The sequence below is a fragment of the Paeniglutamicibacter terrestris genome (assembly GCF_012271785.1).
GTDB classification, from domain to species: domain Bacteria; phylum Actinomycetota; class Actinomycetes; order Actinomycetales; family Micrococcaceae; genus Paeniglutamicibacter; species Paeniglutamicibacter terrestris.
Genome location: NZ_JAAWVT010000006.1, coordinates 25,177 through 46,863, shown reverse-complemented (window position 1 = coordinate 46,863; position 21,687 = coordinate 25,177). Strand labels below are relative to the sequence as shown.

Genomic DNA, 21,687 nt, shown 5'->3' with positions numbered 1-21,687 from the left:
CTGACGCGTATTAGTCTGAGAACGTGTCCATCCTCATTGATCCCCCGGCATGGCCGGCCCACGGAACGCTCTTCTCGCATCTGGTCTCCGACCTGTCGATCGATGAATTGCACGATTTTGCCCGGGCCCATGACCTCCCCGAGCGCGCCTTCGACCGCGACCACTACGATGTTCCACTGCGACTGCACGCGCAATTAGTGGCCGCCGGCGCCATCTCGGTTCCCGCGACCGAGTTAGTCCGCCGGCTCATCGCCTCGGGGCTACGGGTACGGTCCAAGGAACGCCCCGAGCGGTTGGATGCGGTGTTGTCATCCCGCTGGGAGGCGTTGGGTCTGAATGCTCCGGCACTGGGAACTGAGCTTTTGGATTGCTGGAGTCAAGAGCAGCGTCAGTACCATGACCGAGCACATTTGCTGGCCGTTCTCAAGGCGCTGGACACACTGAGCGATACGACAGATCATGGAGTCGATCTCCTCGCGCTGCGTTTGGCGGCATGGTTCCACGATGCGGTGTATCGCGGGACGCCAATGGACGAGGAAGAATCAGCAGCGCTGGCGGCCACTCGCCTCGGCGAACTCGGGATCGCTCCCCAGGTCGTTGATGAGGTAGTTCGGCTGGTCCTCTTGACTCGCACGCACAAGCCCACGCCGGGAGATACCAGCGGCGCACTCCTCTGTGACGCGGATCTGGAAGTGCTCGCTCGCCCCGCGGCCGCCTACAAGCGTTACACCGAAGCGGTGCGGCGTGAGTACGCACATGTGCCAGACGCAGATTTTGCCCGAGGACGCACGCTGATTCTGCGTGGGCTCATGGAGGGCGGGTCGCTGTATTCAAGTGAACGGGCGCGCAGCTTGTGGGAGGGACCCGCTCGAGCCAATCTTGAAGCAGAGCTCAATGATTTGGTTTCCCTGGGCAGCTAGGACCTGATGCCGACAGCAGAGTAGGTGCTAAGGATTTAGGCACTGGGCCCAAAGTGTTTCATGCTCTTTGACGAATCTCGCGGCTTTTGCCCAGTGCGCCCCGTGCCCTTCGACGAACATACGGCCCCACGGTTGGATTCCTTCTTGATAAGAATCTGCCAGTAGGTCGTACATGGCTTGAGTTCTTGCCACCATGGCCGCCGGCAGTCCGACGAGCAGTGGGTGATCGGCGTGATAACCGTCAATAACGACGGCGCGAAGCCGGGCTGCTGCAGCTTTCGGTTCTTGGCCGTCCACGAGGAAGGCAAACGACTGCGCGGCATAGGCTAGGTCCCATAACCGGGTGCTCGGTCCGGCTCCGTCCCAATCGATGAAGACCATGCGCCGTCCATCGATCAGGTTCCACGGAGCCAGATCGTTGTGACAGATCAAATCTGCATGCTCAGCAGGAATCACGGTGTTCCAAGAATCCTCCTCCACGAGTGTGAAAGAAGCCGAAGCGTCGTGAATTTGTCGAATGATCCCACCGACGTCGCGCAGGACAGTATCCGACAGGGGCTGATCTAAGGGGACACAGAGACCCGAAATAAACTCCGCGACCTGTCGCCCCTGCGCATCGCGGCCAAGCGGCTCGGGGACATCGTGTAGCCCCTGTTCCCGTAGGTGCGCCATGAACCGGTGTACCGATGGGGTGCTGGTGTGCCAGGGCTTGCGAACGGTTGAGTCCACGCGCACCACCTCGGCTGTGGCATTGCCGCCGGAGAGCGGCTCTTCAATAGTGGCCATGGGCCCATAGTAAACCGAAGTCAGTCGCGTTAAAGCCGAAAGCCGCCGTCCGGGGCAGATGCACCGAAGCTCCCCTCCCGGGGTATTCGGTACACCGCTGGAAAGCGGCTTTCGGTCTTAGCTAGGTACTGCTAACGCACGTAGGCGTGGTGTGGCAACGGGGGGATTAGAATCCGCCCATGCCACCCATGCCACCCATGTCGTCGCCACCCGGTGCTGCTGCGCCGGCCGGAGCCGGCTTATCAGCAACAACGGCTTCGGTGGTCAGGAACAGACCAGCAATGGACGCGGCGTTCTGCAGGGCAGAGCGGGTGACCTTTACCGGATCGTTCACGCCGGCGGCGAGGAGGTCCTCGTAGACGCCGGTGGCTGCGTTCAGGCCGTGGCCTGCAGGCAAGCCCTTGACCTTATCGGCGACAACGCCCGGCTCCATGCCGGCGTTGAAGGCGATCTGCTTCAGCGGAGCTTCGATGGCAACGCGAACGATGTTCGCACCGGTTGCCTCGTCGCCCGTGAGCTGCAGCTTGGCGAACGCAGCAGCGCCAGCCTGGATGAGGGCAACACCGCCACCGGCGACAATGCCTTCTTCAACAGCAGCCTTGGCGTTACGCACGGCATCTTCGATGCGGTGCTTGCGTTCCTTGAGCTCAACCTCGGTTGCGGCACCAGCCTTGATGACTGCAACGCCACCGGCCAGCTTGGCCAGACGTTCCTGCAGCTTCTCGCGGTCGTAATCCGAATCCGTGTTCTCGATTTCGGCGCGAATCTGGTTCACGCGACCGGCGATCTCCTCGGCGTCGCCCGCACCCTCGACGATGGTGGTCTCGTCCTTGGTGACAACAACCTTGCGAGCAGAGCCCAGCAGGTCGATGGTGGCGTTTTCGAGCTTCAGGCCGATTTCCTCGGAGATGACCTGGCCACCGGTGAGGATGGCGATGTCGGCCAGCATGGCCTTACGACGGTCACCGAAGCCCGGAGCCTTGACGGCGACGGACTTGAACAGACCACGGATCTTGTTCACGATCAAGGTAGCAAGGGCTTCGCCCTCGATGTCCTCGGCGATGATCAGCAGCGGCTTGTTGGACTGCATGACCTTCTCAAGGATCGAAACCATGTCCTTGACATTGGTGATCTTCGAGTTGACGATCAGGATGTACGGATCCTCAAGGACCGTTTCCTGACGTTCGTTGTCGGTGACGAAGTAGGCCGAGATGTAGCCCTTGTCGAAGCGCATACCCTCGGTGAGCTCAAGCTCGAGGCCGAAGGTGTTCGACTCCTCAACGGTGATGACACCTTCCTTGCCGACCTTGTCCAGTGCTTCGGCGATCAAGGCGCCGATTTCGTTATCACCAGCGGAGATCGATGCGGTAGCAGCGATCTGTTCCTTGGTTTCGATTTCCTTGGCGGAAGCCAGCAGCTCGACGGTAACGGCCTCAACGGCCTTTTCGATGCCGCGCTTCAGGGACAGCGGGTCAGCGCCGGCAGCAACGTTGCGCAGGCCTTCCTTGACCAGTGCCTGAGCCAGAACGGTGGCGGTGGTGGTGCCGTCGCCTGCGACGTCGTCAGTCTTCTTGGCAACTTCCTTGACGAGTTCCGCGCCGATCTTCTCGTACGGATCGTCGAGCTCGATCTCCTTAGCAATGGAGACACCGTCGTTGGTGATTGTGGGTGCGCCCCACTTCTTTTCCAAGACGACGTTGCGTCCACGCGGGCCAAGGGTAACCTTGACGGCGTCGGCCAGGATGTTCAGGCCGCGCTCAAGGCCGCGGCGTGCTTCCTCGTCAAATGCAATCATTTTGGCCATAGTGGCTTATGTCCTTTCGGGACGTTCATGCGTATCTACGACCTGAGGCAACGCCCGCGACGGACGAAGAATCCACGATGTCATGGGACGATCGCAAAATCTTCTCGCTGCCCTGGTCAAGGACTCACTCGAACTCCGTCCCGGAACCGCGTATTTCCGCTCGATAATTCGAACGTATTAGCAGTCGGGACGTGTGAGTGCTAATACAAATCTTGGCACTCAACCACTCGGAGTGCAAGCTGTGGGTCTTTGCCGAGAGCGTAGTTCCGCCTACCGCGACTTAGCTGTAAGTGCTTCCCAGGACGATGGCAATATTTCCCGGGATGTTGGCACTCTGCATGACCGAGGTGATGCCCAGTTCCTGAGCTGCTGCTTCGGCAGTGGCCTTCTGGGACTCGACACGGTAGTAGACGGTCGAGTAGGTGACCTTTTTGGTCCAGTTATCGGCGAAGGCGTTTACGAAGCCGGCGCTTTGCAGCTGGGCGCGAGCAATTCCTGCCAGACCACCGGTTTCGGATCCGTTGTAGACGCCCATGGCTAGGGTGGCGTCGACATCCGCGGGCAGGTCGCTTGGACTTGCGCTCTCGGATTCGCTCGAGGAAGGCTCGGACGAGGGTTCTTCGCCCGGCTCGCTCGGGTCAACAGACTCGCTCGGGTCGACAGACTCGCTCGGCTCAATTGACTCGTTGCTGGGCGATGGCTCGGTGGAGGAGGTTGCTTCGGTAGCCGTCGCGTCGCTGGAGCTACTGCTCGCGGCAACCGGCGCCGGATCTTTGGAGGTAGCAACAAACTTGGGGAGGACGGTGAACGATAGCAGTCCCACTACAAGTGCAATCACGCCGAAAGTCATCAGCCAGCTCAGGCCGGAGCGAGCTCCGCCCACGCTGGCGGCAGCTGCCCAACCGTTTTCGCGGTGCGAACCGCTACGGTTGTTGAACTCTGGGACGCGATCGAATTCATCGCGCGGATAGTTGGTCATGCCCGTCCTCGGTGATGTCTCTTGCAATGTGGGCAGGCGCCTGGGTTGGAAAACCAACGTGTCCGGGCACCGAAGCACCCCAGATGCGTTGCTTTCACGCCTCGGTTCCGAGCCGTTTCTCCGACCGAGCGCGATGCCTCGTCGATCTGAGTCTACGCAATCGCTTGACCAGCATGGGGTCATGAGCCAATGCCGCGTCCGTGTCGATGAGTGTATTAAGCAGCTGATAGTAGTTTGTCGGGGAGATAGAAAACATTTCCGAAATGGCTTGTTCCTTGGCTCCGGCGTATTTCCACCACCGGCGCTCTAGCGCGAGAATCCGCTGGGAACGCTCGTCCAGATCGCTGGATTCATCGGGCTCAAATTCGACCCCAAGTGCCTCGCTAGACATCGCACGTCCCTCAACAATCCAGTTCTCGCACGATGGAGAACTGCCGGGCAATCTGCCCCAACTGTAATTATTCTAACGTGCCCCAGCGCCGCGGTAATTGCCCATCATGAGAGTTTTCGATCCACAATGTATGACATGGACCCCCACGAAATGCCGCTTTTTGACCTTCCCACGGATACCTCGGCCATCGATCCGTACCCCTTTGCCAGTGGGCTTGGCGAAGCGGTTGCGAGTGGGCATATGGCAGCCGATTGGGCGGAAGCTCTGGCGCCCGTGGAGGGTGAGCTCATCGCGCTGGCTGGGGAGCTAGAAACACGACGGGCCAGCGGCGAGCAGATCCTTCCAGCACCAGGAAACATACTGCGGGCCTTTGTCAGACCGTTGGCCGAGGCTCGGGTGCTGATCGTGGGCCAGGACCCCTACCCCACGCCCGGGCATTCGATGGGGTTGAGCTTTGCCACTCTCCCGGCACTCCGTCCGATCCCGCGCAGCCTCAAGAACATCTATACCGAGTTGCACGAAGACACGGGGGCGCCGGTGCCGGTGCACGGAGACCTTTCGGCCTGGGCGAAGCAGGGAGTGGTGCTGTTGAACCGGGTATTGACCGTGGCCGCGGGCTCCGCGGGTTCGCACCGGAAGCTGGGCTGGGAGGTCATCACCGATACCGCCATGGCTGCCCTTGCCGCCCGCGGTGGCCCACTGGTGGCAATTCTGTGGGGCAATGATGCCCAGTCTCTGGCTCCGGCCTTGGAAGGGATCCCGACGATCGAATCGGTGCACCCCTCTCCCCTCTCGGCGCGACGCGGATTCTTCGGCTCCAAGCCCTTCAGTCGGGCCAACACCCTGCTCGTCGCCCAGGGTGCAGCGCCGATCGACTGGAGCATTCCGGTGATCCCGCCGAGGAACTAGCGGCGTCGAATGTAGCGACGCTGAGCCAGCGCCTCGGCACCGATCAGTGGACGAGCAAGCGTATCGCCGAAGATGACGCCACCGGCGATCGCCATCATGATGGTGAAGGCGGTGAACATATCCACCATGGCACCGGACATGTCAGCTACGTCGAAGACAATTCCATACATGGAACGGAAGATCATCAATCCGGGCAACAGGAACACAATGGCGGGGGCGGCGAGCACCAGTTGAGGGGCCTTCATCTTGTAGGCAACCCAGCGTCCAGCCAGTCCGATGAATGTCGCAGCCACCGCGGGCGCGGCACGATCTCCCACACCGAGTGCTTCAATGCCCAGCAGGATCAGATAGCCCAGCAGCGCGATGGCACCGGTGGGCAGCAGCAACTTGGTATCCGACTGCTCGGTGATGGCTCCCATGATGACGGCAACAACCACAAGGGCCGCCAATAACCAACCCGGGTAAACGATCTTGTCGATAACCCGAACATCAAGTTGTGGGGCCCCGAGCAACGCCCCTCCGACCAACGCCGTCATAATTCCGGTCAAGATCGAGGCATAACTCAACGCCGCGGAGAAGAAGCGTCCGGCCGCGGTGACGGGAAACCCATTGATGGCGTCCTGCAGCGCCGAAACGAAGCGAGACGAGGGCAACAGCAGCAAAATGCCGCCGGCAACCACCAGCGACGGGTCAATGGGTGCGTTCAACGCATGGAAGAGCATCGCTACCGCGGTGATGAAGAAGCTAGCTGTGGCGATCGAGAAGAACTCCGGCACGCGCCACCGCGCGGAATACTTAATGATCTGTCCCACGACCAATGATGAGAGAAATGCTAGGGCAGCACCCAATATCGATCCACCGATGAAGAGTACAAAAAGCGCGGCAAAGGTGCCGGAGGCACCGCCAACTATCCATCGCGGGAAAGGTTTCGGTCGTCGAGAAATTTCTCGCAGCCGGTCCACAGACTGCTGACGGGTCACGCCTCCAGAGACAATATCGGAGACCAGACGGTGCACATGAGCTAGACCGGCGAAGTTGTTGGTCCAGGAACGCACCACGCGCAACATGGAGTACGACTCTCCCTCGGGCGGAGCGAAGTTCAGATGGATGGACTGGTTAGTGATATCGACGTCCGTGTGGCTGAGCCCGAGTGCCGCGGTCACCGCGATGACGCTGGTCTCCACCTCGAGAGCACCCGCTCCGTATCGGAACATCGTCTCGGCTAGGTCCAAGGCAAAATTGAGGGTCTTGCGCGCCGACGCGTCCTGGGCGTTAATCTTCGGGTTTGCATAGGGTGTGCCCTTGAGCCGCTCAACAATGTTAAATGCCTGGGTGGGAGGCGTATCGGATGACAGGAACCGCGCAATCATCCGGCGTGCGGCGGGGTTTGCTCTCGGTGGCAAGGCGATGGCACCGGTGGCGCTGACGCCGACCTGTCCGGTCTTGGCATTGATCGCAACCTGAGCCGCGGAGGTTGGACGTGGCGTATTGCTACCCCGGGGTGCCTTTCGCTTGAGCGGAGAGGTGTTCGCCAGCTGCACCGGCGATGACGGCGCCGGAGGTACTTTAGGGGCGGTGCTCGCGTGGGCAGCAGCAGCCTTTAAGGCCTCAGCGATATTGATCATTTCCCGCGTCTGTACCCGGCGCATACTCGAAACCTGCGGATGAGGATCCTCGCCCGAGGGCTCCGGTGTGGTGTTGTCCGGGCCCGTACCTGAAGACACGCTTTCTCCTGTCATTTGCGCTTCCTGAGACCACCATACCGCCGCACGATCTGCCTTCGGTTCGATGCTCCGAACGCGTATTCTTCCCCGAGGTCTACGGGAGGCTAAACGAAGCCCGGGAATAACCGGCGAATCCTCGCCGTTGGAGTCATATGAATGCAAACGCATATAAAATTTGTAGGGAGAGACACAGGAAATTATGAGCGAGCCCACCACTAAATCTCAACAAATCGAGATCGGCGTCGAAACATTCGGCGACGTCACCCACGACGCTAATGGACAACCCCTCCACCCGGCCCAGGTATTGCGCAACGTCGTTGCCGAAGCCAGAGCCGCCGAAGCCGCAGGGCTCGACTTCTTTGCAGTCGGCGAGCACCACCGTGACGACTACGCGATCTCCGCTCCCGAGGTCGTGTTGGGAGCCATCGCCGCGGTCACCGAAACGATCAGACTTGGCACAGCAGTAACGGTCCTCAGCTCGGATGATCCGGTCCGCGTGTATGAGCGCTTTGCCACCGTGGACGGACTGTCCAATGGTCGCGCCGAGGCCATTCTGGGTCGCGGCTCCTTCGTGGAGTCCTTCCCGCTCTTCGGCTACGAATTGTCCGACTATGAGCTGCTCTTCGAGGAAAAGCTGGCCCTCTTTGCCAAGCTACGCAAGGGCGAACCAGTCAGCTGGTCAGGTAAAACTCGATCTGCACTGCGCAACCAAGCGGTTTACCCGCCGATCGAAAACGGCAAACTGGACGCATGGGTCGGTGTGGGCGGTAGCCCAGAGTCGGTAGTCCGCGCAGCAAAGCACGGACTTCCCCTGTTCCTGGCCATCATCGGAGGAGCGCCCATGGCCTTTGAACCGCTAACGCGGCTCTACAAGCGCTCACTTGAGGAATTCGGCCACGAGCCCCAGCGCATCGGCGCACACTTCCATGGACTCGTCGCCGACACCGACCAGGAGGCACTGGACCTCCTGTGGCCTCACTACAAAGTCACCATGGACCGATTGGGCGCCGAGCGCGGATGGCCGCCAGCGAGCCGCATGCGCTTTGAGGCCTCGGCCGGACCCGACGGGTCACTGCTAGCAGGAAGCCCCGAAACCGTGGCGCGCAAAATGGCGAAGTTCGCCACCGGACTCGATCTCTCACGGATCGATATCAAGTACTCGGCAGGTTCTTTGCCCCACGAAACCATGCTGCGCAGCATCGAGCTCCTGGGCACCAAGGTCAAGCCGTTAGTCCAAGAGTTACTCGACGCCAAATAGTCCCGCCCCTGGGTCCACCGACCCCGGGACGACAAAAGAGCCCCAGAAAAATCTGGGGCTCTTTTGTCATTGGTGGTTCTTAGCAGACTCGAACTGCTGACCTCTCGCGTGTGAGGCGAGCGCTCTAACCAACTGAGCTAAAGAACCGATTTGTCGCTCCCTAAGGAGTACCTAGCAAGATTAGCCGAGCATCACTACACACACCAAATCGACAACAAACTTTCTTGCTCGCGCGTGGAGAACCGCCGGCGCGATTTGCGCTCGGTCCGAAACTCGATTCGGCCCCATCGCACAGACGAAACTGGCCAGTGAATTCTTGGCAAAACTTGAGTATCTCAGGTATCACGATTGGGGCCTGAACCCGCGTGGTTCCGCGAAATTTGGGGCACTTTTCATAGTCAATTCGCGAGCGAAATTTGAGGAGCCAAACGAGGGCGCATCGGCGGTGTTTACAACATGGCATTCGTCGGGTAATAATTTCCTTGTCGATTTCCTCGACGCCCAAACTGGGCCCTACAAGGAAGCTGCCGGGAACCACCGGTCAGCGGTCCCCTACCGGCCAAAGAACCGGCCCGGCGTAATTCCGGGAACCACTTCTTTTGTTCGCTCTCTTTTACATTTAGAGGACCGCTCCCAGTGCTTCCAAACATTGAGTACTCCCTGTCTTACGCCGCGCCCACGGGCATCGAACGCGATGCCCTCTCCGCGCTTGCGCTGAACCCCGATGCCCGCTGGCACGACCGCATGGACCATGCTCAGTTTGTGGTCACAGCGATGCATGAAGGCACCCGCGTGGGCCTGGGAATCGTGCACACCTCGGTGACGGCACCGTCCGAGGTGCCACGACCCATGGAGCTCGGTGGCATGTTTGTGCACCCGGCCTACCGCCGGCTGGGCATCCGCCAGTACATGGCCGAGACTCGCCTGACATATGCACTGTCGATGGGTGGCACGCCGATCACGGTGATTGATAACCGCAACGCCGCATCCTGGAGCTACTACGAGCGTTCGGCCCGGTGGGCCATCGAACGCGAGTACACCGGTTATTTCACTTCAATGCCCATGACCATCTGGGTGTCCACCGAGTCCTCGTGGTACCGCACCGGCATGGGCCTAGCCCCGCTGGTCCCGGCGCAGCCGAACACCGTGCTGCCCCAACAGTTGAACCACGTTCGGCCGCTGGCCCTGGGACCAGACCAAGACAGCTCGGTGACAGCTTAAGAAACAAGGCCCGTTGTGCCCGCCCTCGAAGGGTGTGCACAACGGGCTCTAGACAATGCTCGAACGTCAGCTCTAGACGCTCGGACGCATGTCACCAGAATCGATATAGCGCTGGTGCCACGACAGGGCCTCGCCCAGCAGGTGCGGTGTGTGTTTGCCGTAGCTACTGACCTTAGCGCGGTCGAAGTAGTCCTGCAGCATCGGGCGGTACTCAGGAGCCGAGCATTTGTCGATGACAACCTGGGCGCGCTGCTTGGGTGAGAGACCACGCAAATCCGCCAGGCCCTGTTCGGTAATCAAGATCATGGTGTCGTGTTCGGTGTGGTCCACGTGGCTGGCCATCGGCACGATCCCGGAGATCTTGCCGCCCTTGGCAACCGACGGGGACATGAAGACCGAGAGGTATCCGTTGCGGGCGAAGTCGCCCGACCCACCGATGCCATTCATGACGTGTGATCCCACCACGTTGGTGGAGTTCACGTTGCCATAGATATCTGCCTCGATCATGCCGTTCAGGGCGATGCACCCTAGCCGGCGGACTAGCTCCGGATGGTTGGAGATTTCCTGGGTGCGCAGCAGGATGTGTTCGCGGTAGAAGTCAACGTGGGCGTTGAACTCGTCGATGCCCGCGGCCGAAAGGGAGAAGGAGGTTGCGGAGGCAAACTCGAGGGTTCCGTCTTTCAGCAGTGACAGCATGCCGTCCTGGATTACCTCGGTGTAGGCCTGCAGGCCCTTGTATCCGCCGCGGGCAAGACCCGCGAGCACAGCATTGGCAATATTTCCCACGCCAGACTGCAAAGGCAGGAGTTTGTCGGTCAAACGGCCCGCGCGGATCTCGTGATCCAGGAAGTCCAAGAGGTGATCGGCAATCTGCGTGCTGGTCTCATCAACCGGGGCAAAGGGGCTCAGCCGGTCCGGCGCATGCGTCTCGACAATACCGACGATCTTGGCGGGATCCACACGCAGGTAGGGCTCGCCGATGCGCTGGTCAACGGTGGTCAGCTCGATGGGCTTGCGGTGTGGGGGAAGGGCAGTGCCGTAGTAGACATCGTGCATGCCCTCCATCGCGGCGGACTGCTCGGTATTGACCTCGAGGATGACCTTGTCGGCCATCTCCAACCAGGTCTTGTTGTTCCCGACGGAGGAGGATGGGATCAGCTGGCCGTCCTCGGTGACACCAACGATTTCAATGATGGCCAGATCGATGTTTCCGTAGAAACCGAACCAGGCATGCTGTGCCACGTGGGAGAGATGAATATCCATGTATTCCATCTCGCCGTCGTTGATGCGGCGTCGCAATTCCGGGTCGGACATGTAGGGCAGGCGCAGATTCATACCGCCGGCTTTGGCCAGCACACCATCAAGCTCCGGTGCGGTGGAGGCGCCGGTGAGCACGTTGATTTTGAAGGGATTGCCGGAGGCCTGTTCCTTCTCCATCAGTGCTGCGAGTGCGCCGGGGACGGCCTTCGGATAGCCGGCGCCGGTGAAGCCACTCATCGCTACCGTCATACCCGGCTTAATCAAGGCCGCGGCCTGTTCCGCCGACATTCGGAGGTCGAGAAATTGGGAGTATTTGATCCGATCGTGCACAGCGGCCCTTCCTAGAGATTTGCGACACGAATTGCTTAGGGTGTCATCCGCGCCACTTTAGTCCCTGATCGCGTCACATTTTCGCCACTTGGTGGTTTCAGCATGAAGAACCGCCCGAGTGTTCGCTAAAGAGACCCGCATTTGCGGTGACTGGCAGGGAACCGCCCGGCAATGAGATGCAAATCCGATGCTCCAGAGCGCGGTGCTGAGCTGAATATCGAGGTGTCTGGCGCTACCGGTAAGCGGTGAGAGGTGCGCTGGAGTTCATTTCGAGGAATTAGGTTACCCCTGTGCCAGCTCAAGCGCGATATGCCTGTAGCTATCAACGAGACCGAGGATTCTCGCACCTAGGCCACAGACTCGGTAGGCGTTTGGCCGTTAAGAACCGATCAGCATGCTCAGTCCGCTCGGGGACCGGAAGCCGTCGACTCATTAGTTGCGTCGCTTGTCCCCCAGTAGCGGATCGCTTTAATGAAATCGATTCGCTGCTACCAACGGTTCGGTCCGCGCTACCCGTCAGGTCATTCGTGCCGAAACCAAAATTGGAGTGTGACCATGTGGTCACACTCCAATTTCTACTGCACATCGGCTAGGGCCGTTCAATTCCCCAGCCAACTACATTTTTATGCGGCCTGCTCGGCGCGTGGTTCGATCTGATCGCGATGGGTCTTGCGGTAACGCATGACCATGGAAGCCGATAAGGCGCTGAGTAGCGCGATCATCGTGAAGGCCGCAATAACCAACGTTTCTGGACTTGATGTCATTTTGATCCGTCCTTTCCTGACAGTGCGGTGAGTGGACAGGTTTCCCTTAACCTTCACCGCCGGAAGCGCCAGATTCGCCGTTTATAGGCGACTGACACTGAGCGCATTCCGTTTGGTGCTGAAGCTGCATCTGCCGCGATCCCTTCATGGAAGGGATCGTCGTGGTTGTGGACAGCCCTCGAGGAAACCCTCGAGATGAATGACCCGGTGCCTGCAAAGAATTCTGGCACGTCATTCCCGATCGAGCGGCAACTCCGAGGGAAGTGGCGTCAAGGCCGTCAGCGCTGCATCGGGCCCTGGCATTAACTTCCCGGCTGGGCTATCCGTTCCATCCAAGAAATCGAGGTCACGTCGAAGCGAATCGACAGTCCCGATACTTCTAGAATTCCTTGGATGGGTCTACAATTGTCGCACGTTTGTACTAAATAAGCAAATGTTAGATATTCGTCGAAAACTAGCGGCACGACGTCCAGACGCACGAACTCACCGTTCCAATTCGCCGTGGGCCGTCTCAAGATCCAACACTCTGGCGGCAACACCGTAGCGGGTCAATCTAAATCGCGGGTCATCACCTTCCCATTCATCAATGTCGAGCCCTTACGCGAGAGAGCGACTCCAGCACCTCGGGAGGCACCCCGGATGGAATTTCTTGCTTGGTCTCACCCCTGATGCAGAATGATCAACGGTCCTCTCGCGGCAAGCGCCCTAATGGCCGTCCCGTGGCCTCCATCCGTGATGACCAGCGGGGCGTGCTTCAGCACATGGTGGTGGGTGCGGACGTACGGTGCCACCGGCATCTTTGAGGGCGAAAAGATAGGTGCGACGCGTGGGCTCCGTGGCATGCCCGGCCTGACCGGAACCCTGGCTACGTGCACTCATCGAAGTCACGGTACGCGCCGGCGAAGGCAACACGTATCGGTGTCAACACCTGTTTTTGGGTCTCGGCAATGCGGGGATGCACCGGCTTGCCTCAGCAATCGGGTAGTAGGATTCGATTCATGGCCGCCATCGTCTTTGTTGCCGTGCTTTCCCTGCTGCTGCTCTTCCAACTTGCCCTGGCTCTCGGTGCCCCGTGGGGCAGGTTCGCTTGGGGCGGGCAGCACCCCGGGGTGCTGCCCGCAGGCTATCGAATCGCTTCCGCGTTCTCCATCTTGTTGTACGGGTTCATGGCACTCGTAGTTTTGAACAGGGCAGGGTTTCTGGCTGTACTTCCGGATGCCTTCTCCCGGGTGGGAATCTGGGTTGTATTCGCAATATTCGCCCTCGGTGTGGCAATGAACGCGATGTCCAGATCCACACCGGAACGCTGGGTCATGGCACCGATAGCACTTGTTCTCGCCGTCCTTGCCCTTGTCACTGCGCTTTCACCCGCCGCGGAGCGGTCGTTCTCCGGCATGGTGCTGGATAACGGTAACGGGCCGATATTCTGCACGACTGTCATGGAGTCGTACCCACCGCAATGTGGTCGGGATTCTCCTTCGGTACGCGGTTGGGATTGGAACAACGTTGCCCATGAGCAATCCCAAGCAACACGGTGGGGTGAATATAGCTTCACGGGCGTGCACGAAGACCACACGATCATTGTGGTGGACGCGGCAGTTCCGTTGCGATGACCAAATCAAGAATGGGAGTTCGGTGATGATGGCAGTCAAGGGCGTGAGACGGCTAAACGTCGTGGCTACTTCGGTCTTGCTGCTGTCTAGCTGTTCTGGGCCCACGAGCGTCGCCGAGCGGGTTACCCGGGGTCTCCCCGACGCGCTGAGCGAGACCCAGCTTGCGGAAATCACCATGAAAGATCCGGCGGCCTTTTGGCTCGACATGGGCAAAACCATCGCACTGGTGACTTTCGGCAGTTCCTCCTGTCCCGCTGTGGTGAGCAGTATGGAGGCTATTGGAACCGATACCCTCAAGCTGCGGATCGATTCCTCCAGCGGGTCCGGACCGTGTACCGCGGACTTGACGGCGACTACCCACGAATTGATGGTGCCAATCTCGGTGGCGCAGCGTCCAGTAATCCTCACACTGAGCTACCCAGAAGGCGACGCCAGCCCACCGCTGGTTCTGGACTAAACCGGATTTCCAGGTCTTCGACCACTTTTGGGTTAAACACCAGATCCTTTCCGGGAACGGACCGAAAAGGATCTGGTGCTGGGTTGGACCACTCCTCGTGATACGGGAGCGATCCAAGTATTTGCCTAGCCGTTGCGCTTACGCGCCACAGCTTCCGCATCAGGATACGCGGCCTGCGTACCCTTCTTGGTGGCGGCCAAGGCCGCACCCACGGAGGCGAAGGCAGCAGCTTCCGCCAACGAATCCCCCGCGGCCAGGCGTGCTGCCAAGCCGCCGGTGAAGGCGTCGCCGGCTCCGGTGGTGTCTACGGCGTCCACGCGCGTGGGGTTGATCCGCACAATCCGCTCACCAGCGCTGGCGTTCGAATCGAGCACCACCGATCCTTGAGCACCGAGGGTCACCACTGCGCTTGGCAGACCGCGGGCCACCAGGTGCCCCAGCACCGGCTCCCAGTCGGCCAGCGAGGCGTCGGGCGTCGGAATGGGTGCCCCATCGAGGAATTGTGAGGCCTCGTGCGCGTTGACCAACAGCACGTCACAGGCCCCGGCCAGCGAGGCGGCGATCGGCGCATACGGAGAAAGATTCAGCAGTACGCGGGCCCCGGCGTCACGGCCGGCCATGGCCGCCGCCTCAACGGTTGCTTGTTCAACTTCCAGACACAGGCAGAGCACCGCAGCGCCTTCAAATACCGCATGGGCCGCCTCGACGTCGCTAGGAGCTAGGGTTCCGTTGGCGCCGGCGGAGATGACAATGCTGTTCTCTCCTTGGGCGTCCACGGTGACCACCGCGACGCCTGTTTCAACGTTCTCCGCCCGGCGCACGTGGGAAACATCCACGTTGGCTGCGGCACACGACTCGAGCAGCATGGTGCCATTGGCGTCCTGACCCACGGCCCCGATCAGCGAAACGTTGGCACCGAGCTTGCCGGCGGCCACGGCCTGGTTGGCACTCTTGCCTCCAGGGTTCACCGTGAAGCCCTCGCCGTGCAGGGTCTCTCCCGGCTCCGGTAGACGCTGGGTATAGATGGTCAGATCGGCATTCAGCGAACCGAGCACCACAATGCGCGATGACCCTTGGGAGGGGGTTTGGTTCGGCATGTTATTTCACCTCTGCATCAACGGGCTTGGGGATCAACAGTGAGGCGGCGAAGGCTGCCACGGTGATGATCAGACCCACCACCACCACGGTCGTATAGGAGCCGCGCTCCCCCATGGAAGAAGTTCCCACGAGCACCGCCGGTAGGACCAGGAAGCTCAGTCCGGCACCAAGGTTGAAGGCGCCGGCGTTCATGCCCGGCAGGAAGCCGGGGTTGCCCTTGGGCGAGAGCACCACGCCCAAGCCGTTCAGCATGATGTTGGCGGTACCCGCATACATGATGCCCAGCAGCGCGGTGCCGGCGACCATCAGGGGCAGCGAATCAAGGCCGAAGAACACAATGATCAGCAAGGACACAACCGAACCGATCATGCCGATGCGCAGCACCTTGTTGTATCCCCAGACCGGGGCCAAACGTCCACTGATCGGTCCGAAAACCCAGCCCAGCAGCGCGTACGGCGTGAGGATCAGCAGTGCCGTCTCGGTGGGTCCAACGCCGAAGCCGGGGGCTGCGGCCTGAACGTAGGCCGGGACAATGCCATTGATCACGGCAAAGATGCCGGTCATGGTCAGTACCGTGGTCAGCAGCGGTGCCCAGGTAGCACGCTGACGCAGGTGCTCCACCTGAACCATGGGTTCGGCCACGCGCTTCTCGGTGGCCCAGAAGCCATAGAAAGCTGCTGCGCCGACTCCAAGGAGCACCACGGAAATGATGAGCGTTCGCATATCCATGCCGCCAACCAGCTTGGCTGCCTCGTTGAGGGCGGTCAGCAGTGCGCCGACGGCCACCACGATGAAGAAGACGCCCTTCCAGTCCATCTTGGTGCCGGCCTGAGGCTTGGACTCACGAGTGAACGCAGCGACACCTGCCGCGGCGATCACTGCCAGGACCACCATGACCCAGAAGATCGAGCGGAAGCCGTGGTTTTCGGCCAGGTAGCCACCCAGGAAGGAGTCAATGCCGGCAACTCCACCGTTAACGGCCAGGATCAGGCCCATCAGCGAGCCATAGCGGCGATTGTTCGTAACGGCACTGCGGAGCATCAGCAGGGCCAAGGGAACCGTGGGGCCGGAAACACCCTGAATGATACGCCCGGCGAAGAGCCACCCAATGTTGGGTGCAAGTGCTGCCACCACGGAGCCAACGGCCGTCAGCAGCATCATGAAGATCAGGATTTTCTTGCGGCCCACCACGTCGGAGAGACGAGGCAGGAAGAGGGAGAACAGTGCTGCGGTGGTGAAGAACCACGTCTGCGACAGGCCGATGGAGCCCTGATCGGTCTTTAGTTCCTCGCCCATGGTGACCAGCGCGGGGCTGAGCATCGAGGCGTTAAGTTGGAAGGCAATGCAGGCGGTGAGCAGAGCAACCGTCAGCGCGACGACTCCGCCGCGGGTCCCGGCGCTTGGTTGCGTAGCGGTACTCACAGGGCAGCGACCTCAACGTCGCCAATGCGTACCAACGCGTCGGTGACCAGGTCCCAGAAGCGCTGGTGATCAAGGTCCACGGCCACCGACGTGTGGCAGTCTGCGGGGGCCGGGGCGCGGAAGTCCGCGACCGTCATGCCCAGGGTGAGGGTACCGGTGAGTTCGATGTTCACCGGGACCTTACGGGTTGAGACAATGCTCGGGTCAATCACATAGGCCACGGCGCAGGGGTCGTGGACCGGGGGGAAGTCGAAGCCCTGGGCGTCCTTGTAGGTTGCCTTGAAGAAGTCCATCAGTTCACGCACGAACCTGGCCGGGCCGGTGCCGATGGCCTCGATTTTTGCGACGACCTCGTCGGTGGCAAGTGCCTGGTGGGTCAGATCCAGTCCAACCATGACTACCGGCCACTTCTCGTTGAACACGATGTGAGCAGCTTCGGGGTCAATGATGATGTTAAATTCGGCCACGGCGCTCCAGTTGCCCACGTGGTAGCCGCCGCCCATCAGGACAACTTCCTTCACGCGTTCAACGATGCGCGGTTCCTTGCGGGCGGCCATGGCGATGTTGGTCAACCCGCCGGTGGGGACCAAGGTGATGGTGCCCGGCTCGTGGGCCATGACGGTGTCAATGATCAGGTCAACGGCGTGGCGGGAATCCAACGTGATGGTGGATTCGGGCTGCGCGGGTCCGTCCATGCCGGATTCGCCGTGAATGTCGGGTGCGTTTTCGATGGTGCGCACCAGCGGGCGGGCGCAACCCGCAGCAAAGGGAACACCGGTAATGCCGGCGATGGTACCCACGGCGAGCGCGTTCTTGGTGACCTTTTCCAGCGTTTGGTTGCCAACTACCGTGGTCACGGCCAGCAACTCGATCGCCGGGCTGCCGTGCGCCAGCAGAATGGCTACCGCGTCATCGTGTCCGGGATCGCAGTCAAGAATGATCTTTCGCGGCTCGGTCGAGGCGATGGGTGCGCCCATGGTTTTCTCCACATCTTCGGGGATAAATGTTCATGGCGCGAAGCCACAAACAGGACAAGCTATTTCATCCGAATTCTGGCACCATTTTGACCGTCCGTCAAACGCTTAACTGATGGTTCGACGAACACCCTAGTCAAGCGTTTGACCCGGTGCGGTTCGGGGATCGGCGGGCTGGACTAAGATTGAAGCCATGCATCCGTCCGAAAAGCCGCGCGCCAGCGCACCGATCCGGCGCCGGGTGACCGCCGCTATGGTGGCCGAACGCGCAGGAGTTTCCACCGCAACGGTCTCACTGGTGGCCAACGGCAAGGCTAGCGGACGGGTGTCGGCCAGCAATGAAATTTTGGTCCGCGAGGCCATTCGTGAACTCGGCTACGTGGTGGACAGCATCGGTTCCTCCCTCGCCCGAGGCGTGAGCAATACCGTGATCATGGTGGCTCCGGATATCTCCAACCCATTTTTTGCCATGGTCATCGCCGGGGTCCGCGCAGCATTAGGCTCCGAATACCAATTACTGCTTTCGGTCACCGACGCCGGCCAGCTGCCCAGCGCAGAGAACACCCGTCGCCTATTGGGACTACGTCCTGCCGGACTATTGGTGGATGCGCCAGATCCCACCTTCCTTCAAGAGCTGTCGGCTCCCGGTCCGATGGTGTTGCTTGATGCCCCGGGCTTCGGCTCCGATGTTCCGGCGGTGAACCTCGATGTTGCACAGGGCGCACTGGCCATTGCGGCACATCTCTCAGCCACCGGCCACACCACCGTTGCCTACTTGGACGGCGACACCGGAACCACCACCTTCGACGTTCGCCGCGAGGCATTTTTGACCGCGGCCGAGGAATTGGGCATGAGCGTGCCACCGGAGGCGCAGATCGCCACCACTATCAACGTTGGTCTGGCGGCAAACGCCTTTGCCACGGCATGGCCATCGTGGAAAAAAGCCGGAGTCACCGCCGTTGTCTGCGCCACCGACACGCACGCCTACGGAATACTCCAGGAAGCACGAGCCGCAGGAATCTTGATTCCCGGGGAACTTGCCGTGACGGGCTTTGACGACCTGCCTTATTCGACGACCAGCTCCCCCGGGCTGACCAGTGTGCACCTCCCCGGCGAATTGCTGGGCCGCCGAGCCGCCGAGCAGTTGCTGAGCCTCATTGCCGGCGAAGAGCTCGAGCAACAGCCCATCACGCTGGAGAGCTCACTGATGGTGCGTGGCTCTACACTCGAGCCCTAGCCTGGGCGTTCGTTTCTGATCGGTTCTACTACCTCACGGTCGACAACCATGGTTCGGGCAGCCAGATCATGAGGCCCGCGGCCCGTGATGAGCACCAGAAGTAGATATACCAACGCGGTGAGACTGACTGCGTTCAACCCCACGAAGATCCAAACAGGGGGCGTGGCGTCATACCCCCGCTGATAGTACACATGCATCATCTGCCAGATGAAAAAGTGGGCACTTTCCCAGGGCAGCAACTTCACGACGGTCCTGAGCAAGATATCCATCCGGCCCGGCACCTCACCACTCACGGACCTCACTTGAAGTCCCATCCTCCGTTTGCCCCACGTTGCGTGGTGGGCACCGGACTCGGTCTTGTAGAGGTAAATGCCGACCACCAACGTGAGCAGCAGGAAATACACCAGCTGGCTGCCAAGCGGGCCAATGGTTCCCAAGGTATCGGGAAGTTCCCCACGGATCAGAAAAATGACGGTTGAGATCACGCCGAGCACCATCATCCACGACAGAATGACGAGGTAGTCAAGGCCCGCGGCGGCTAGGCGTCGCTTCCGTTCGCGCATGCGCCCAGCCTACGTGCGGCACCTCGCCGTACCAACACATTCCAGGAGCCACTTGCCTCCTGCACGACCCTGAAGAACTTTGGAGCCCTCACCGATGTTCAGCGGCTTCCCGCTGACGCCCCTAACCGATTCACGCGTTAACGACGCAGCCTTCAGCAAGCGGCTTCAGCGGACCAGCTCCACCGACGTCGACCCGATCGGCGCCCTCGGATCTACCTACAGTTATGCCTCTTCGGAACTTTCCGAGCGGGCGTGCATGACCAACCTCAGCAGGCAAAGACCCTTGGACGGCTGGTCCCCATTACCGAGATGATCGTCGGATATCGATTGAAGGGAACAAAACTGGAGATTTTCTGCTTAACAACGCTCGGCAGTATTTACACGATTTTTGGAGAACACGATGGAACACGAAGGCAAAGCACTAGCTGCCGATGAAATCGACGCACACCAGCATCGGAAACCGGGTGTCGCCTCGGTGCACGTTCGAGCCATCCTCACGTGGTGCGCGATTTTCCCCATGGTAGCCATCGGCATGACCGTTTTGGGTCTCTTCGCCGAGCACTGGCATCCAATTCTGCGGGCATTCGTGCTCACCGCGGTGGTTGTCCCGACGGCCGTCTACGTGGTTGTACCGCGGTTCTTGATATGGCACGGAAAACTGAGTGCGGCTGCGCAACGACGCAAATTCAACAAGCAACAGACCGCATAGTTGCGAACCAACTAACCAACTGTCCGCCGGGGAGCGCCACCCTTCCAGAGAGCTCCCGAGAGTTAAATATCGGGCTCTCCTGGAGGGAATGGCGAGGGTGGTTTCTTAGCTTCCGGGAGCGCTGAGCGATCTCTAGGGAATGAGTTTCTCGGCGCGGTATCGCTCGAATAGCGAAATGAAAGCGTCGTAGGTCCGCCGGTATCCGGTAAACCCTGCGACCCTACTTTTGCTCATGTCGGCCACCACTTCGATGTTTCGGCCTAGGTCAGCGTCCGTATGCCACCACGAGGCCAACTTATCTAGGCTTGGCTCTGCCAGACCGTGGCGCGATGCAAGCTCTCTCCACTGATCTTCCCGGCCCGACATAGCCTGTTCAAGTGGCCGCGGCGCCTGCTGGTAGCCCTCCCACTCCATACCAAAGTGAGCTGCGATCTTTGGCCACATCCAACGCCAGCGGAACACATCCCCATTCACGATGTTGAAGGCCTCGTTGGCCGCAGCGGGGGTCGTCGACGCCCAGATCATCTGCTCGGCGAGGAGACCCGAGTCCGTCATATCGGTCAGCCCGTTCCACTGCATCTCCGAACCAGGGAAAACGAAAGATTCTCCGGTTTCCTTGCAAAGTGCAGCCTGCGCAGCAAGCGTGAGGCCCATGTTCATGGCATTGCCCACGGCGTGGCCAATGACGGTGTGTGCACGGTGCACCGACCACGAGAAGCCCTGTTCTGCGGCACTCGCGAAGAGCTCGTCTTCCTGTGCGTAGTAAAAGTTTCGAACGGGCAGACGCGGTTCTTCCTCGTGGAACGGCGTATCAGCCATTTCCCCGGCAGCGTAGGCTTCGAATGGACCAAGATAGTGCTTGAGTCCAGTCATCAGTGCCACATGCTCCACGGGTTTGCCTCGCAGTCCGGCCAAGAGCGAGCGCACCATACCAGCGTTAACGGCGATGTTCTCTTCCTCCGAGTTCTGCCTCGACCATGCGGTGAAGAAAACGTGAGTCGGGCGCTCCGGAGCCAGAGCAGTGGCCACAGACGTGGTGGAGGTCAAATCCGCCGATAGCCAACGCACCCCGTCACGTTCGGGACCGGGCCTGCGGGAAAGAGCAAGTACCTTCCAACCAGAGTTCGTGAGGGTATCCACCAATGCGGACCCCGCGATGCCCGTGGCACCGACGACGAGCGCTGATCGTTGGGCACCTTGGACTGTTTCGTTCACGATTGTCATACCTGTGGCAAGCCGCGTTACCGGTGAGATATTCCCGGCATAAT

20 protein-coding genes and 1 tRNA gene are annotated in these 21,687 nt (G+C 60.4%); 8 read left to right on the top strand and 13 right to left on the bottom strand.

Annotated elements, in window-relative coordinates; all coding sequences use genetic code 11:
- Positions 1–23: 23 nt before the first annotated feature.
- Positions 24–920, top strand: a complete 897-nt coding sequence (locus tag HED64_RS12800) for a DUF4031 domain-containing protein (protein WP_168152387.1) — start codon at positions 24–26, stop codon at positions 918–920.
- 27 nt (positions 921–947) lie between these two features.
- Here HED64_RS12800 and HED64_RS12795 read toward each other — a convergent pair whose 3' ends face one another.
- The 4 genes from HED64_RS12795 to HED64_RS12780 all read right to left on the bottom strand — a co-directional run bounded on the left by HED64_RS12795 (position 948) and on the right by HED64_RS12780 (position 4,880).
- Positions 948–1,706 carry a phosphotransferase gene (locus HED64_RS12795; RefSeq protein WP_168152386.1) on the bottom strand — a complete coding sequence of 253 codons (759 nt, stop codon included), beginning with the start codon at positions 1,704–1,706 and terminating at the stop codon, positions 948–950.
- A 166-nt stretch (positions 1,707–1,872) separates the two neighbouring features.
- A complete protein-coding gene (gene groL / locus HED64_RS12790) occupies positions 1,873–3,510 on the bottom strand; it encodes a chaperonin GroEL (RefSeq protein ID WP_132362414.1) in 1,638 nt (545 codons plus the stop codon).
- 280 nt (positions 3,511–3,790) lie between these two features.
- Complete coding sequence (locus HED64_RS12785) at positions 3,791–4,489, bottom strand: LytR C-terminal domain-containing protein (RefSeq protein WP_168152385.1); 699 nt, start codon at positions 4,487–4,489, stop codon at positions 3,791–3,793.
- Positions 4,490–4,583: 94 nt separating this feature from the next.
- Positions 4,584–4,880 (bottom strand): DUF3263 domain-containing protein, encoded by a 297-nt coding sequence (locus HED64_RS12780; protein WP_168152383.1) that lies wholly within the window; start codon positions 4,878–4,880, stop codon positions 4,584–4,586.
- Positions 4,881–5,015: 135 nt separating this feature from the next.
- On the opposite strand from HED64_RS12780, the gene HED64_RS12775 reads away from it, so the two are divergent.
- A complete protein-coding gene (locus HED64_RS12775; protein WP_168152382.1) occupies positions 5,016–5,789 on the top strand; it encodes a uracil-DNA glycosylase in 774 nt (257 codons plus the stop codon).
- Here the strand turns inward: HED64_RS12775 and HED64_RS12770 are convergent.
- The gene (locus HED64_RS12770) at positions 5,786–7,513 is read right to left on the bottom strand and encodes a threonine/serine exporter family protein (RefSeq protein ID WP_342590723.1); all 1,728 of its coding nucleotides are present in this window, start codon (positions 7,511–7,513) and stop codon (positions 5,786–5,788) included. The two genes, HED64_RS12775 and HED64_RS12770, sit on opposite strands and share 4 nt — an antisense overlap.
- 199 nt (positions 7,514–7,712) lie before the next feature.
- Between HED64_RS12770 and HED64_RS12765 the strand changes: the two genes are divergently transcribed.
- On the top strand, positions 7,713–8,771 hold the full coding sequence (locus tag HED64_RS12765; protein ID WP_168152380.1) for an LLM class flavin-dependent oxidoreductase: 1,059 nt from the start codon (positions 7,713–7,715) through the stop codon (positions 8,769–8,771).
- A gap of 70 nt (positions 8,772–8,841) precedes the next feature.
- On the opposite strand, the gene HED64_RS12760 is transcribed toward HED64_RS12765, so the two are convergent.
- Positions 8,842–8,918 (bottom strand) — tRNA-Val (locus HED64_RS12760).
- 489 nt (positions 8,919–9,407) lie between these two features.
- On the opposite strand from HED64_RS12760, the gene HED64_RS12755 reads away from it, so the two are divergent.
- Complete coding sequence (locus tag HED64_RS12755) at positions 9,408–9,992, top strand: GNAT family N-acetyltransferase (protein WP_168152378.1); 585 nt, start codon at positions 9,408–9,410, stop codon at positions 9,990–9,992.
- Between the two features lie 72 nt (positions 9,993–10,064).
- Here the strand turns inward: HED64_RS12755 and scpC are convergent, their stop codons facing one another.
- Positions 10,065–11,582 (bottom strand): succinyl-CoA:acetate CoA-transferase ScpC, encoded by a 1,518-nt coding sequence (scpC, locus tag HED64_RS12750; protein WP_168152377.1) that lies wholly within the window; start codon positions 11,580–11,582, stop codon positions 10,065–10,067.
- A gap of 623 nt (positions 11,583–12,205) precedes the next feature.
- The gene (locus HED64_RS12745) at positions 12,206–12,346 is read right to left on the bottom strand and encodes a hypothetical protein (protein WP_168152376.1); all 141 of its coding nucleotides are present in this window, start codon (positions 12,344–12,346) and stop codon (positions 12,206–12,208) included.
- 998 nt (positions 12,347–13,344) lie between these two features.
- Here HED64_RS12745 and HED64_RS19690 point away from each other — a divergent pair.
- Positions 13,345–13,959 (top strand): hypothetical protein, encoded by a 615-nt coding sequence (locus HED64_RS19690; protein WP_210149674.1) that lies wholly within the window; start codon positions 13,345–13,347, stop codon positions 13,957–13,959.
- 25 nt (positions 13,960–13,984) lie between these two features.
- The gene (locus HED64_RS12735; protein WP_168152375.1) at positions 13,985–14,416 is read left to right on the top strand and encodes a hypothetical protein; all 432 of its coding nucleotides are present in this window, start codon (positions 13,985–13,987) and stop codon (positions 14,414–14,416) included.
- Between the two features lie 125 nt (positions 14,417–14,541).
- On the opposite strand, the gene HED64_RS12730 is transcribed toward HED64_RS12735, so the two are convergent.
- Genes HED64_RS12730 through uriH form a run of 3 tightly spaced genes read right to left on the bottom strand, consistent with a single transcriptional unit; the run spans position 14,542 to position 17,913 of the window.
- Positions 14,542–15,513: a ribokinase gene (locus tag HED64_RS12730; protein WP_168152373.1), complete on the bottom strand. Its 972-nt coding sequence runs from the start codon at positions 15,511–15,513 to the stop codon at positions 14,542–14,544.
- A 1-nt stretch (position 15,514) separates the two neighbouring features.
- Complete coding sequence (uriT, locus tag HED64_RS12725; RefSeq protein WP_168152372.1) at positions 15,515–16,936, bottom strand: uridine transporter UriT; 1,422 nt, start codon at positions 16,934–16,936, stop codon at positions 15,515–15,517.
- Positions 16,933–17,913 carry a uridine-preferring nucleoside hydrolase UriH gene (gene uriH, locus HED64_RS12720; RefSeq protein ID WP_168152371.1) on the bottom strand — a complete coding sequence of 327 codons (981 nt, stop codon included), beginning with the start codon at positions 17,911–17,913 and terminating at the stop codon, positions 16,933–16,935. The genes uriT and uriH overlap by 4 nt, the downstream gene beginning before the upstream one ends.
- Positions 17,914–18,103: 190 nt before the next feature.
- On the opposite strand from uriH, the gene HED64_RS12715 reads away from it, so the two are divergent.
- Positions 18,104–19,147 carry a LacI family DNA-binding transcriptional regulator gene (locus HED64_RS12715; RefSeq protein WP_245325980.1) on the top strand — a complete coding sequence of 348 codons (1,044 nt, stop codon included), beginning with the start codon at positions 18,104–18,106 and terminating at the stop codon, positions 19,145–19,147.
- On the opposite strand, the gene HED64_RS12710 is transcribed toward HED64_RS12715, so the two are convergent.
- On the bottom strand, positions 19,144–19,710 hold the full coding sequence (locus tag HED64_RS12710; RefSeq protein ID WP_168152370.1) for an RDD family protein: 567 nt from the start codon (positions 19,708–19,710) through the stop codon (positions 19,144–19,146). The genes HED64_RS12715 and HED64_RS12710 overlap by 4 nt on opposite strands.
- Before the next feature lie 400 nt (positions 19,711–20,110).
- On the opposite strand from HED64_RS12710, the gene HED64_RS19900 reads away from it, so the two are divergent.
- Positions 20,111–20,419 (top strand): hypothetical protein, encoded by a 309-nt coding sequence (locus HED64_RS19900; protein ID WP_245325979.1) that lies wholly within the window; start codon positions 20,111–20,113, stop codon positions 20,417–20,419.
- Positions 20,420–20,551: 132 nt separating this feature from the next.
- On the opposite strand, the gene HED64_RS12700 is transcribed toward HED64_RS19900, so the two are convergent.
- Positions 20,552–21,643, bottom strand: a complete 1,092-nt coding sequence (locus HED64_RS12700; RefSeq protein ID WP_168152369.1) for an SDR family oxidoreductase — start codon at positions 21,641–21,643, stop codon at positions 20,552–20,554.
- Between the last annotated feature and the right edge of the window lie 44 nt (positions 21,644–21,687).

Excerpts from the sequence above, each read along its gene's own strand:
- HED64_RS12735 (WP_168152375.1), top strand. The coding sequence starts at position 13,985 with ATGATGGCAGTCAAGGGCGTGAGACGGCTAAACGTCGTGGCTACTTCG.
- HED64_RS12785 (WP_168152385.1), bottom strand. The coding sequence starts at position 4,489 with ATGACCAACTATCCGCGCGATGAATTCGATCGCGTCCCAGAGTTCAAC.
- HED64_RS12765 (WP_168152380.1), top strand. The coding sequence starts at position 7,713 with ATGAGCGAGCCCACCACTAAATCTCAACAAATCGAGATCGGCGTCGAA.
- HED64_RS12730 (WP_168152373.1), bottom strand. The coding sequence starts at position 15,513 with ATGCCGAACCAAACCCCCTCCCAAGGGTCATCGCGCATTGTGGTGCTC.
- HED64_RS12715 (WP_245325980.1), top strand. The coding sequence starts at position 18,104 with ATGCATCCGTCCGAAAAGCCGCGCGCCAGCGCACCGATCCGGCGCCGG.
- HED64_RS19690 (WP_210149674.1), top strand. The coding sequence starts at position 13,345 with ATGGCCGCCATCGTCTTTGTTGCCGTGCTTTCCCTGCTGCTGCTCTTC.
- groL (WP_132362414.1), bottom strand. The coding sequence starts at position 3,510 with ATGGCCAAAATGATTGCATTTGACGAGGAAGCACGCCGCGGCCTTGAG.
- HED64_RS12795 (WP_168152386.1), bottom strand. The coding sequence starts at position 1,706 with ATGGCCACTATTGAAGAGCCGCTCTCCGGCGGCAATGCCACAGCCGAG.
- HED64_RS12745 (WP_168152376.1), bottom strand. The coding sequence starts at position 12,346 with ATGACATCAAGTCCAGAAACGTTGGTTATTGCGGCCTTCACGATGATC.
- HED64_RS12710 (WP_168152370.1), bottom strand. The coding sequence starts at position 19,710 with ATGCGCGAACGGAAGCGACGCCTAGCCGCCGCGGGCCTTGACTACCTC.
- uriH (WP_168152371.1), bottom strand. The coding sequence starts at position 17,913 with ATGGGCGCACCCATCGCCTCGACCGAGCCGCGAAAGATCATTCTTGAC.
- HED64_RS12775 (WP_168152382.1), top strand. The coding sequence starts at position 5,016 with ATGGACCCCCACGAAATGCCGCTTTTTGACCTTCCCACGGATACCTCG.
- HED64_RS19900 (WP_245325979.1), top strand. The coding sequence starts at position 20,111 with ATGGAACACGAAGGCAAAGCACTAGCTGCCGATGAAATCGACGCACAC.
- HED64_RS12780 (WP_168152383.1), bottom strand. The coding sequence starts at position 4,880 with ATGTCTAGCGAGGCACTTGGGGTCGAATTTGAGCCCGATGAATCCAGC.
- HED64_RS12700 (WP_168152369.1), bottom strand. The coding sequence starts at position 21,643 with ATGACAATCGTGAACGAAACAGTCCAAGGTGCCCAACGATCAGCGCTC.